We start from the raw sequence: 11813 nt of genomic DNA on the forward strand, positions 1-11813 counted from the left end.
CATTCGTTTCCGCATCCAGCTTGGAGATTCCTCGATGACCGCTGTGCCCGGCTCCGACGTCAACTCTGCATCACTCGCCGAACTCGATCCCGAAGTCGCCGAAGCGATGGCTGGTGAATTGGCTCGTCAGCGCGACACGCTCGAGATGATCGCGTCGGAAAACTTCGTTCCCCGCTCGGTTCTGCAGGCTCAGGGCAGCGTCCTGACCAACAAGTACGCCGAGGGCTACCCGGGACGTCGTTACTACGGCGGTTGCGAGCACGTCGACGTCATCGAGGATCTTGCGCGTAACCGTGCGAAGGAACTCTTCGGTGCGGAGTTCGCCAACGTTCAGCCGCACTCGGGCGCACAGGCCAATGCTGCTGTCCTGATGGCTCTGATGAACCCGGGTGAGAAGCTGCTCGGCCTCGACCTCGCACACGGCGGTCACCTCACGCACGGCATGAAGCTCAACTTCTCCGGCAAGTTGTACGACGTCGCGTCCTACGGCGTCAGCAAGGAAGATCACCGCATCGACATGGACGAGGTGCGCTCGATCGCCCTCGCCGAGAAGCCGAAGGTCATCGTCGCCGGCTGGTCCGCGTACCCGCGTCAGCAGGACTTCGCGGCGTTCCGTGCGATCGCCGACGAGGTCGGGGCGTACCTGTGGGTCGACATGGCTCACTTCGCCGGACTGGTGGCGGCCGGCCTGCACCCGTCGCCCGTCCCGTACGCGGACGTCGTCTCCTCGACCGTCCACAAGACCCTCGGTGGACCGCGTTCCGGTCTGATCCTGGCGAAGAAGGAGTGGGCCAAGAAGCTCAACTCCGCTGTCTTCCCCGGTCAGCAGGGCGGTCCGCTCATGCATGCCATCGCGGCCAAGGCAGTCACCTTCAAGATCGCTGCCGGTGAAGAGTTCAAGGATCGTCAGGCACGCACCCTTTCCGGTGCGCGCATCCTGGCCGAGCGTCTGGGCAACAAGGACGTCGCAGATCAGGGCATCAGCGTTCTGACCGGCGGCACCGACGTTCACCTCGTTCTCGTGGACCTGCGTAACTCGCAGCTCGACGGCCAGCAGGGTGAGGACCTTCTGCACGAAATCGGCATCACGGTCAACCGCAACGCTGTTCCGTTCGATCCCCGCCCGCCGATGACCACCTCCGGTCTGCGCATCGGTACCGCTGCGTTGGCCACTCGCGGATTCGGCGATGCCGAGTTCACCGAGGTCGCCGACATCATCGGTACCGCTCTGGCCGGCAACGCGGATCTGCCGGCGCTGCGTGCGCGTGTGGCCAAGCTCGCTCTCGACCTTCCGCTCTACGACGGTCTCGAGAACTGGGGCCTGCTCAGCAAGAACGTCTAGGAATTTCTTCACCGACGGCCCGGTCCCTTTCGAGGGGCCGGGCCGTCGGTGTTCATGGATGGGCGGTTCACGGAGTTGTGGCATCGGTCACATGACCGATGGTGGCCGAGTGCGGCGCTTCCTAGCCTGAGAGCATCACCCCTCCGGCGAAGGAAACCCCATGACCGAACAGAATCTGCATTGGCTCTCCGCTACCGAGATGGCGGCGTCGGTTGCGTCGAACAGTCTCTCGCCCAACGAGATTGCCGAAGCGATGATCCAGCGCGTCGACGCCGTCAATCCGTCGATCAACGCGATAGTGCAGTTCGATCGTGAGCAGGTCACCCGCGACGCGGCCGAACTCTCACGACAGCAGGAATCGGGCGAGAAACTCGGCCCGCTGCACGGCGTTCCGTTCACGATCAAAGATCTGACGGCAGTGAACGGGTTGCCGACCACGTTCGGGATGAAGCCGATGGCCGACAACATCGCCACGGGAAATGCCGTCGTCGTGGACAGGCTGCGGGGCGCCGGCGGACTGTTCCTGGGAAAGACGAACACTCCCGAAAGCGGTTACTACGGTGGCACCGACAACCACCTGTACGGGCCGACGCACAACCCGTGGAAGCTCGGCAACAGCGCGGGTGGGTCCAGTGGCGGTGCGTCGGCTGCTGTGGCTGCAGGCCTCGGGCCACTTGCCGAGGGCAGTGACGGCGCCGGATCGGTGCGTATCCCGTCGGCGCTCTGCGGGGTCGTCGGGTTGAAGCCGACCACTGGCGTCATCCCGCAGACCATCCTGGCCGGGCGCTTCTACAACTGGGCGTACCACGGTCCGATCACCAGGACTGTCGCTGACAACGCGCTCATGCTCGACATCATGGCCGGGCCGGACAATGCGGATCCGCTCTCGATCGAGCGTGCCGAGACCTCGTATGTCGAAGCATCGAAGGGCGACGTGAAGGGGCTTCGCGTCGCGTGGTCGACGAATCTCGGTCTCGGCCACGTGGATCCGGAGGTACTGGCAGTGTGCCTCGACGCGTTGTCGGCATTCGAGGAATTGGGTGCCCAGATCACCGAGGCGACCCCGCAGTGGGGAAATCCGTCGGAGTCGATGTGGAACGGCATCTGGGTTCCCGGTTTCGCTTCCGAATACGACTTGCTCGACTGGGAGGACCAGCGCGGCGAGGTCGACGACAACCTGATCGAGATCATGCACGAGGCCGAGCGGCTCACCGGTGTCGACGTCGGGCGGGCCGACGCATTCCGCGGCGTCATGTGGGACACGTGGACCACGTTCATGAACGACTACGACGTGTTGGTCTCGCCGACCTTGGCTTCGGCCACGTTCCCGCTCAGTCAGTTCGCGCCGTCGTGGCTCGAAGGCGCGTCGCTGCGTGAGCAGTTGCTCGATTGGCTCTTCACCTACCCGTACAACATGCTCAACAATCCGGCGATCACCGTGCCCGCCGGATTTACCGCCGACGGTCGACCGGTGGGGCTGCAGATCGCCGCACGTCACCGCCAGGACGCACTGGTTCTACGGACTGCCGCGAACTTCGAAGCGGTGCGTCCCTGGGCGGACAAGAAGCCGGCCGATTCACTGGTGGTGGCCTAGCTCACACGATTGGCTAGATTGGTGTGATGACGTCTGTACTGCCTGATCGCGGCGCCGGACCTGACATGTTCGCGCCGCGATCGCCGGCGGCCGGGGCCTACGGCATTCTCGGCCTGTGCGCCGAAGAACTCCGCGCACGGGGACTGGCGTACTCGGCTGCGGCGGTCACGTACCGGGACCCGTCGTCGAGCGGACGGCATCGTGCTCTGGCGAGTTCCGGATACGACGCCAGGGTGCTCGAGTTCCTGCTCGACGACTTCGTGGCCGATCGCAATCTCTTCGGCATCATTCGCGAGGCTTCGGGCGTGCCCGTGTTCTGGCAGGACGTGCCACGATTCGAGCAGGTCGAGATGGTCACCGATGTTCTCCGGCCGTCCGGGTACGCCGAGGGGGCTTCGGTCGCTTTGGGGTTCTCCGGCCGTGAGGTGACCGGATTGCTGCACATGAGCTTCGCGGATTCCGGCGTCGTCGATCGTGTGCGAGAGGTGGTGGCGGCGTCCAGCGCGGCCTGCTCGCGCGTCGTGGGGGACCAGGTGGCGCTCGATGGTGTCCATCTGAGCCCGCGGGAGATCCAAGTACTGCAGTTGGTGGCCAGGGGCGCGGGCAATGTCGAGATCGCCGAGAAGTTGTTCGTCAGCCGTCGCACCGTCGCCACCCACCTCGAGAACATCTTCGTCAAGACCGGAACCAATTCGCGGGTTCAGGCAGCGGTGCGCGCTGCCAAGTGGGGTCTGATCGAGTCCTGAGTGACGCTGAATCACACGAGTGGCATTTTGTTACCTGGCGTTCACCAGATGTGCGGCTCGTTCCGTGGCGCGAGTGTCCGATCCGCAGTACCGTCGGCAGTAACGAGTAACCAGAAGTTACTTGTGCGGGAGGTTCTGATCGTGACTGAAACACTCAGTACGAGAGGGCCGGCGCCCGGCCCTTGTATCAGCTGACACAGCGTCACCTGACACCAGAGCCGTCCGGCCCAGCGAGCTGAGTTTGCGCGGGTGCCGCGCAGACCTAGGAGCCCAACGTGACTGCATCACGCTCCGTCTCTGCCCACTCGGCCCGGGCTGATCTATCAGCCGGGAATCATTCGGGAGATGCACTTCGCACGTACGTCTTGGATACCTCGGTACTACTGTCCGATCCATGGGCTGTCACACGATTCGCCGAACACCACGTGGTTCTCCCACTGGTCGTGATCAGCGAACTCGAAGGCAAGCGACACCACCACGAACTGGGATGGTTCGCCCGAGAATCGCTCCGCATGCTCGACGATCTCCGGATCGAATACAGCCGACTCGACCGTCCGGTGCCGATCGGCACCGAGAACGGGACACTGCAGGTCGAACTCAATCACACCGACCCTGCAGTCCTGCCCGTCGGATTCCGCACGGACAGTAACGATTCGAGGATTCTGGCGTGCGCGTTGAATCTTGCGGCGGAGGGCAAGGACGTAGTCCTCGTCAGCAAGGACATTCCGCTTCGCGTGAAGGCAGGCGCGGTGGGACTGCCTGCCGACGAGTACCACGCTCACGACGTCGTGCCCTCCGGATGGACGGGCATGACCGAACTGGACGTCGCGTCGACGGACATCGACGAGCTGTTCAACGAGGGATTCCTGGACCTCGACGAAGCGCGAGATCTGCCGTGTCACACGGGTCTTCGCCTGTTGGGTGGTTCGTCGAGCGCTCTCGGTCGGGTGACTCCCGACAAGCGCATCCAGTTGGTGCGCGGCGAGCGCGAGGCGTTCGGGCTGCACGGGCGCTCCGCCGAGCAGCGCATTGCGCTCGATCTCCTGATGGACGAGAGTATCGGCATCATCTCGCTCGGAGGTAAGGCAGGCACCGGTAAATCGGCCTTGGCTCTGACGGCAGGCTTGGAAGCCGTTCTCGAGCGCCGTACTCAGCGCAAGGTTGTCGTCTTCCGTCCGCTGTATGCCGTTGGCGGACAAGAACTCGGCTACCTTCCCGGTAGTGAGAGCGAGAAGATGGGCCCGTGGGCTCAGGCCGTCTTCGACACTCTGGACGGGTTGGCCTCACCCGAGGTTCTGGAAGAGGTTCTCGCCCGCGGAATGCTGGAAGTGTTGCCGCTGACGCATATTCGCGGTCGGTCGCTGCACGATTCGTTCGTGATCGTCGACGAAGCGCAGTCACTCGAGCGAAATGTTCTGCTGACAGTGCTTTCTCGTCTGGGAACCGGCTCGCGGGTGGTGCTCACTCACGACGTCGCGCAGCGTGACAACCTGCGAGTGGGCAGGCACGACGGAGTTGCGGCCGTTATCGAAAAGCTGAAGGGGCACCCGCTTTTCGCGCACATCACGCTTACGCGCAGTGAGCGTTCACCGATCGCCGAGTTGGTGACCGACATGCTCGAGGAGTTCGGCCCCACTTCCTGAGAAGCGATCTCCCCGTGCGGACTTCGGTCTGCACGGGGAGATGTGTGGGTTCGAAGTTGTTTCAGTTTTGCAGCGGTCCCAGTTCGATGTCGAGAACTTCCTGCACCACACGCATCGCCGCCAGCCCCGCCGGCGCGCCGCAGTACGCGCTCGCATGGATCACGGTTTCGACGATCTCGGTGCGCGTCAAGCCGTTTCGCAGTGCCCCGCGTACGTGGCCCTTCAGTTCGTTCTCGGCGCGCAGCGCGATCAGCATCCCCAGATTGATCAGACTGCGACTGCGCCGATCGAGTCCCGGGCGCGTCCACACCGATCCCCAGACGTTGGCCGTCACGAAGTTCTGCAGTTCTTCGCTGTCGGTGCCGCGGGTGCGCTCGAAAGCTGCGTCGACGAAATCGGCGCCCATGACTTCGGTTCGCACAGCCAAGCCGGCGTCGAAGGAGTCAGGCGTGGTGTTCTCGGACATGGGAGGTTCGCTCGCTTTCGGCAGGTGTTTTCAGGCCGGAGCAAGCCTACTTCGTGTCCCGTTCCCGACGACTGCACGGCCGACCGCGGTCACCACGCCCCACGCGACGTCTCGCAGACTGAAGTAGTCCCGCCAGACGGAGACCTTGCCGTCACGCAGTTCGAAGGTTCCGCACACCCAGAATTCGATGCGCAGCGGTCCGACGGTGAGGATGTCGGTGCGTTCGGTGAGCACCGTGGTCTCGTCGCCGACGATGTGGTGCATCTCCGCCTCGAATTTCAGTGAAGGCTTGGTGACCAGCCGTAGCGCTCGCACGACGGTCTTCTTGCCTCGCAGCGTTGGGAGCGAGACGTTCTGCCAGACGATGTCGTCTGTCATCAATTCGGCTGCGGCGTCCACGTCGAAATCGGTGAGGGCCGCGAACATTGCGTTCACCGTGGCTGTCGAACTACTCATGGGGTGTCCTTGGCTGATTATTCGGCGGGTGTTGCCCGGATGAAGGTACCGAGATGATCGTGATCGAAGTACTCCAAGGTTAGCGAGTTTCCGTCGAAGGTGGCCTTCGAGACCGTCCCGGCCGGTGCGTTCTCGCCGCTGAGCGGGAACGTGAAGGTGTTTCCGTCCCAGTGGGTCAGCGGGTACGTCACGGCCGCGGGACCCATGGTCAAGGTCAGCGCACCGTTCTGCTGCGTCACGAGTGCGGGACCCCAGTACGGGTTGCCGTAGTCGCCGGTCAATTGGTTTGTCGGTGGTGCAGGAGCGGGGGAGGCCGGCGGCGTCTTCCCGGCAAGTTCGCCCTCGGGATCGGTTTGTGAGGCAAACGACGCTTCGTAGAGCGGGCGCCACTCGCGGGTGATCTTCCCGAACTGCACCAGGTCGGCGAACTCGGCGGTCAAGGTCTCCGCGACGCCGGTGGGCGTGCCGTTGGTCAGAACGACGATGCCGACGTCAGCGGAGGGAATCGTCACGAAATTCGTTCCGGCTCCGACCAGAAAGGCGCCGGAGTGGCTGGCGGTGACACGGCCTGCGGCGCTGTCGGAAACGTTGAACCCGTAGCCGTAGAAGCCGGAGCGTTCCCCGATTTCCTGCGCGTGGCGCGAGACGATCTCCGGGTTGACCGCGGGCACGAGCGCATCTGTCCGAACGATCTGCTGCCCCTGATACTGACCACCCGACAGCACCATGTCCAACCACTTGGCCATGTCGTTCGCCGAGGAGCTGACTCCACCGGCGGGGGATTGGGCGTCGGCGTCCCGAACCGGCCCTACCTCGTACTTTCCGTCTTCGAGAATGTGGCCCACTGTTCGATTTTCTCGGGCTTGGTAATCGGCGAACCGCGAAGACGTCGACGTCATACCGAGCGGACCGTAGATCGTGTTCTGCGACAGCGTTTCCCAATCGGTGCCCGCCGCAGCGGCAACGGCCTCCGCGCCGGCTGTGACGCCGAAGTTCGTGTACTCGTATGTGATTCGGAACGGATTGAGCGGTAGCTGGCGAAGTTTCTCGAGCACCTGGCCCCGGTTGTAGCCCAGGTCCTCCAGCCCGTCGCCGGCGTGGTCCGGTAGTCCCGACCGATGCGTGTAGAGATCGGAGATCGTGAGGTGGTCGGTCACCCACGGATCGGCAAGCGTAAACCCCGGAAGTTTCGAGATCACCGGAGTGTCCCAGTCGACGGTCCCGATTCCGACTTCGTGGGCGACCACCGTGGCCCCTACCGATTTCGACACCGACGCAAGTTGGAACACGGTGTCGGCATCGACGGTGGCGCTCTTACCCAACTCGCGAACCCCGAATCCCTTTGCATACACAGTCTTACCTCCGTGCACCACGGCCACAGCCATGCCGGGAACACCGGAACGTGCCATGAGATCGTTCGCGAGGCCGTCGAGCTTCCCGACCGCGTCGTCGATTTGCCCGTCCGGGATCGGCACCCCGGCGTCGAGACCCGGGCTGGCGTCGCTGACGACCGGCCCGGGCGCTGAGGTGGTGTCTGAATCGGACGAGCATCCGGCGAGCAGTGCGACCGTCAGTACTACCGGAACCGCCGCTGCCGACAGAAGCGAGCTGTTTCTACTGGTGATGGACACGAGATTCTCCCTAGCAGGGCTGTCGTCGGTACCACTCGGTCAATCCAGTATCGGGAATCGTGGGCTGATAGTGGGACAAATCGGGAAACCTTGTAACTACTTCGGGGTCTTGGTTGTCAGACTGCCGAGAATGGAGCCTTCCGTGACCGGCTTCCAGGGGAGCAACAACGCGACCAGCAGAGCGGTGATCAGTGCCGCGCCGACCGTGAAGTACGACGCGATGGCGAAGCCTTCCAGGCATGCGGTCTTCATCGTGTAGATCAGACTGTCCTTCTGCTGCTCGAAGAGCGGACTGATGTCGCGGGAGCGGATCTCGATGACGCTGAGCACCGACTCACGAGCGAAGCCCTTCTCCTGTGCCGACATCACGGCGTCGGGAATAGCGTCGACGATCGGAGCCACCTTGGACGTGTAGTACGAGGCGACGATCGAGCCGATGACGGCGACGCCCAGGGTCCCGCCCAGCTCACGCGTCGTGTCGTTGACTGCCGAACCTGCGCCGGCTTCGTCGAGGGGCACCGAGGACATGATGGAGTCGGTTGCCGGTCCTTGGACAATTGCGAGGCCAAGACCCATGAGCACCATCGAGATCACGACGGGTCCGAGGTAGGGCGTCTCGACGGTCGTCCGACCCGCGAGGAACATCCCGCCGCTGAGGACGAGGAGGCCGAACACCATCACTGCGGTCGTGCCGAGTTTCTGTGCCGCCAAGGTGGCGACTGGGGCGCCCACGGCAACAGCTGCAGCGAAAGGCAAAGAGTGGATGCCGAATTCGAGCGGCGAGTACTCCCGGACTCCTTGGAAGTACTGCGTGATCAGGAACAAGAATCCGAACATGCTGAAGTAACTCACCGCAATTGCCAAGGCGGGGAACGAAAAACGTCGGATCCGAAAGAGGTTCATGTTCAGGATCGGTGCATCGGTGCGCAGTTCCCAGAAGACGAATGCGCCCAACAGCACTGTCGCGGAGAGGTATCCCGTGATGCTGAACGTCGACACCCATCCACGATGTGGTGCGTCGATGATGGTCCACACCAGAATGACGATGCCGAGGAGCGACAAGATTGTTCCGACGAAATCGAATCGGCCGACGTGGAGCGCCTTCGATTCCGGAACAACCAGCAGCACACCGACGATGACCAACAACGCTGCCGGAACGTTCATCCAGAACACCGAGTGCCAGGAGAAGTGCTCGAGAAGCCAGCCGCCCGCCGTCGGGCCGATGGCAATCGCGAAGCCGGCCATTGCGGTCCAGGCCGCGATGGCGATGGCCCGTTCTCTGGCGTCGGTGAAGATATTGGTGATCATGGCCAAGGTAGCCGGGAAGACAGCCGCGGCAAAGACACCCATGGCGGCGCGCGCCATGATCACCTGTTCGAGGTTGGAAGCCAGAGCGCCGACGAGAGACATCGCGCCGACGCCGATCAGGCCGATGATCATCACTCGGCGGCGTCCGAAGCGATCGCCCAGGTGGCCGAAAGTGAGCAGGAACCCGGCGAACGTCAACGTGTACGCGTCGACGATCCATTGCAGGTCGCTGACGCTGGCGAACAGGTCGACGCTCATCGTCGGCAGCGCGACGTTGACCACTGTGTTGTCCAGCACGACAAGGAGTTCGGCGAGGCAGATGAAGATCAGCGCAGCGAATCGACGGGACTTGGTCATCATGGGCGCCGAGGGCGCCGGTGCAAGTGTGTGAGACATGTTTGTACGCCATCTCTGCTCCTGCGCGAACGGCAGCAGCGGTTGGAAGTAGGTGGTCAGTCAGCTCGGGGCTGAGACCAGTGCCTTGAGGTGAGCGCCGATGCGATCGAGAGGCGCGGTGGTGTGCTGGGCTTTTGCCATCAGGGTTGCGCCTTCGATCGACGCGATCACGACGGTTGCCCACTGTGCTGCAGTCTCGGACGGCTGTCCCTGCTGCCAGAAGAACGATGTGAGGAGCGATTCCCACGAAGTGAAGGATTCGCCGGCTGCAGTCAGCGCGGCCGGTGTCGACGAGCCCTCGACGGCCGCGGCCGCGACCGGACAGGAGGACGTGAAATTGCTCTCCACCAAGCTGTTTCGGAAAATCGTGACAACTGCGTCGATGATCTCCGGTGGGGAAGACTGAGCGATCATCGAACTGATGGCTGCGCTGATGCCCCGGCCGAAGTACGCGACGGCCTCACCGGCCAACTGTCCTTTGCCTTCGGGGAAGTAGTGGTAGACCGACCCGCGGGGCGCCCCGGACCGTTCGACGATCTCTGTGAGCGAGGTCGTGGCGATCCCGTGTTCGCGGAAGGCGTTGATGGCGCCGACCAGCATCAGAGTGCGGGAATCGGAGTCGGCCATCCCGTCATCGTATGCAATCACGGTGCGGTTCGATTCATCTGGTGCTGCTGATTCTTTTGGTGCTCCCCACTTGCGGCGCGCTGCGGCGATCGGACAACGCGTCTGCGGGCCGGTCATGGCGACGAGGCGTCTCGAGGTGCGTTCATCTCTGCCTCCCAGTATGTCGATCGGTATAGGAACGAATCTGAGACTAGATGTAACCGACAGACACAGTCAAGTGTTGTATGCAGGTGGTGGGTATCGATGGAGATTCTTGGTGGCAGAACTCCGCGATCAGTGGTTATATCGTGCGGTATAGAGCTGTTGCTGAGAGCACTGTTGCTGAGAGCACCAGCTCCGGAGGAGAGGAAACGACATGCCGGTACCGACGTCAGTTGCACGAAAAAGAAGAATCGAAGTTGCAGTCGGGAAGTATTTCGCCAATCCACTGGTCACCGGATTGAATCGGATCGGCATGATGCCGTCGTTGATGACCGAGATCGAGACGGTCGGACGCAGAACCGGTCTGACCCGCCGAGTGCCCGTCGCGATCACCTACGACGGCGACGAGGCGTGGGTCATTGCGCAGCATGGCATCGACACAGGTTGGGGCGCCAATATCTCTGCGACGCCGAAGGTTCGGATCCGTCGCCGCGGCGAGTGGATCGACGGGCAGGCCGAGATCATGCCTGACGACGACGTCCCGGCGAGGGTGAAGACATTTGCGTCGGGGAAGATCAGATCGGCACTGACGGCCTCTGCCTTTCGCGGATTGCAGACCGATCCGGTCAGCGTTCGCATCAGACTCGCACTCGATACGTCAACCGATTGAATCAACGGGAGTTGAAATGGTCGGTACGGAATGACCCGGTGCGTCCTCGTCGTTGACGAATGCAGCGGTGGCGCGATCGCCACTGCACACGACGAAGGAGCAGGGTCATGCGCATCGGAATCATCGGAGCCGGTCAGATCGGTGGCACGCTCACACGTAGGCTCGCTGCGCTCGGTCACGACGTGCGCGTCTCGAACTCGCGGACACCGGACACGCTTGCAGAACTGGAAGCGGAGACGGGCGCGAAGGCAGTCCGCAGCACCGAGGCCGCCGAGGGTGCCGAGTTGGTCATCGTGAGCATTCCGCAGAAGAACGTGGTTGATCTGCCGGCGGGGATCCTCAGCGGTGCGGTCGCGGGTGCCCCGGTCATCGAGACCAACAATTACTACCCGCAACAGCGTGACGGTCTGATCTCCGCCATCGAGGACGGACAGACCGAAAGCGGATGGGTGCAGGAGCACCTGGGTGTGCCGGTATTCAAGGCGTTCAACGGAATCTGGTGGAAGCATCTCCTCGAGAAGGGGCTTCCCGAAGGTGCAGAGGGGCGCATTGCGCTACCCGTCGCCGGCGACGACGACGCGAACAAGCAGGTCGTCTTCGATCTGATCAACCAGTTGGGCTTCGATCCCGTCGATGCGGGAACGATCGACGACTCCTGGCGTCAGCAGCCCGGAACTCCCGTGTACGGCAAGGACTTCGATCGCGAAGCGACACTGAAGGCATTGGCCGAGGCGAGCCCCGACCGCACCGACGAGTGGCGGGCAACCACCACGGCCTAGCGAAAAGGGTGGCG

The 11813-nt window shown here is 63.0% G+C and carries 11 protein-coding genes; 6 read left to right on the forward strand and 5 right to left on the reverse strand.

From position 1 onward, the window contains the following. The first annotated feature begins 34 nt into the window (after positions 1-34). The 4 genes from glyA to phoH2 all read left to right on the forward strand — a co-directional run bounded on the left by glyA (position 35) and on the right by phoH2 (position 5325). Entirely contained in the window at positions 35-1342 is a 1308-nt protein-coding gene (gene glyA / locus ABWI03_RS06660) for a serine hydroxymethyltransferase (RefSeq protein ID WP_003945195.1), read from the forward strand. A gap of 160 nt (positions 1343-1502) precedes the next feature. Beyond that, positions 1503-2936, forward strand: a complete 1434-nt coding sequence (locus ABWI03_RS06665) for an amidase (protein ID WP_235169890.1) — start codon at positions 1503-1505, stop codon at positions 2934-2936. A gap of 26 nt (positions 2937-2962) precedes the next feature. Further along, entirely contained in the window at positions 2963-3682 is a 720-nt protein-coding gene (locus ABWI03_RS06670) for a helix-turn-helix transcriptional regulator (RefSeq protein WP_298775124.1), read from the forward strand. 275 nt (positions 3683-3957) lie between these two features. Next, entirely contained in the window at positions 3958-5325 is a 1368-nt protein-coding gene (phoH2, locus tag ABWI03_RS06675) for an RNA 5'-3' helicase PhoH2 (RefSeq protein WP_003945274.1), read from the forward strand. Positions 5326-5386: 61 nt separating this feature from the next. On the opposite strand, the gene ABWI03_RS06680 is transcribed toward phoH2, so the two are convergent. The 5 genes from ABWI03_RS06680 to ABWI03_RS06700 all read right to left on the reverse strand — a co-directional run bounded on the left by ABWI03_RS06680 (position 5387) and on the right by ABWI03_RS06700 (position 10209). Then, the gene (locus tag ABWI03_RS06680; protein ID WP_124567077.1) at positions 5387-5791 is read right to left on the reverse strand and encodes a carboxymuconolactone decarboxylase family protein; all 405 of its coding nucleotides are present in this window, start codon (positions 5789-5791) and stop codon (positions 5387-5389) included. A gap of 30 nt (positions 5792-5821) precedes the next feature. Further along, positions 5822-6247: a limonene-1,2-epoxide hydrolase family protein gene (locus tag ABWI03_RS06685; protein WP_124567076.1), complete on the reverse strand. Its 426-nt coding sequence runs from the start codon at positions 6245-6247 to the stop codon at positions 5822-5824. A 17-nt stretch (positions 6248-6264) separates the two neighbouring features. Continuing rightward, complete coding sequence (locus ABWI03_RS06690) at positions 6265-7878, reverse strand: serine hydrolase domain-containing protein (protein WP_298775133.1); 1614 nt, start codon at positions 7876-7878, stop codon at positions 6265-6267. Positions 7879-7974: 96 nt separating this feature from the next. After that, a complete protein-coding gene (locus ABWI03_RS06695) occupies positions 7975-9546 on the reverse strand; it encodes an MFS transporter (RefSeq protein WP_095972192.1) in 1572 nt (523 codons plus the stop codon). A 96-nt stretch (positions 9547-9642) separates the two neighbouring features. Beyond that, positions 9643-10209: a TetR/AcrR family transcriptional regulator gene (locus ABWI03_RS06700; RefSeq protein ID WP_095972247.1), complete on the reverse strand. Its 567-nt coding sequence runs from the start codon at positions 10207-10209 to the stop codon at positions 9643-9645. A gap of 355 nt (positions 10210-10564) precedes the next feature. Here ABWI03_RS06700 and ABWI03_RS06705 point away from each other — a divergent pair, with 355 nt between their 5' ends. Continuing rightward, on the forward strand, positions 10565-11020 hold the full coding sequence (locus tag ABWI03_RS06705) for a nitroreductase family deazaflavin-dependent oxidoreductase (protein WP_095972193.1): 456 nt from the start codon (positions 10565-10567) through the stop codon (positions 11018-11020). A gap of 59 nt (positions 11021-11079) precedes the next feature. Continuing rightward, positions 11080-11799, forward strand: a complete 720-nt coding sequence (locus ABWI03_RS06710) for an NADPH-dependent F420 reductase (RefSeq protein WP_166812525.1) — start codon at positions 11080-11082, stop codon at positions 11797-11799. The last annotated feature ends 14 nt before the right edge of the window (positions 11800-11813 follow it).

The organism is Rhodococcus baikonurensis, assembly GCF_040489275.1.
GTDB classification, from domain to species: Bacteria; Actinomycetota; Actinomycetes; order Mycobacteriales; family Mycobacteriaceae; genus Rhodococcus_F; species Rhodococcus_F baikonurensis.

Bases quoted from the DNA above. Each gene is read 5' to 3' on its own strand.
- ABWI03_RS06685 (WP_124567076.1), bottom strand. From the start codon at position 6,247: ATGAGTAGTTCGACAGCCACGGTGAACGCAATGTTCGCGGCCCTCACC.
- ABWI03_RS06705 (WP_095972193.1), top strand. From the start codon at position 10,565: ATGCCGGTACCGACGTCAGTTGCACGAAAAAGAAGAATCGAAGTTGCA.
- ABWI03_RS06695 (WP_095972192.1), bottom strand. From the start codon at position 9,546: ATGATGACCAAGTCCCGTCGATTCGCTGCGCTGATCTTCATCTGCCTC.
- ABWI03_RS06665 (WP_235169890.1), top strand. From the start codon at position 1,503: ATGACCGAACAGAATCTGCATTGGCTCTCCGCTACCGAGATGGCGGCG.
- glyA (WP_003945195.1), top strand. From the start codon at position 35: ATGACCGCTGTGCCCGGCTCCGACGTCAACTCTGCATCACTCGCCGAA.
- ABWI03_RS06670 (WP_298775124.1), top strand. From the start codon at position 2,963: ATGACGTCTGTACTGCCTGATCGCGGCGCCGGACCTGACATGTTCGCG.
- ABWI03_RS06680 (WP_124567077.1), bottom strand. From the start codon at position 5,791: ATGTCCGAGAACACCACGCCTGACTCCTTCGACGCCGGCTTGGCTGTG.
- ABWI03_RS06700 (WP_095972247.1), bottom strand. From the start codon at position 10,209: ATGGCCGACTCCGATTCCCGCACTCTGATGCTGGTCGGCGCCATCAAC.
- ABWI03_RS06710 (WP_166812525.1), top strand. From the start codon at position 11,080: ATGCAGCGGTGGCGCGATCGCCACTGCACACGACGAAGGAGCAGGGTC.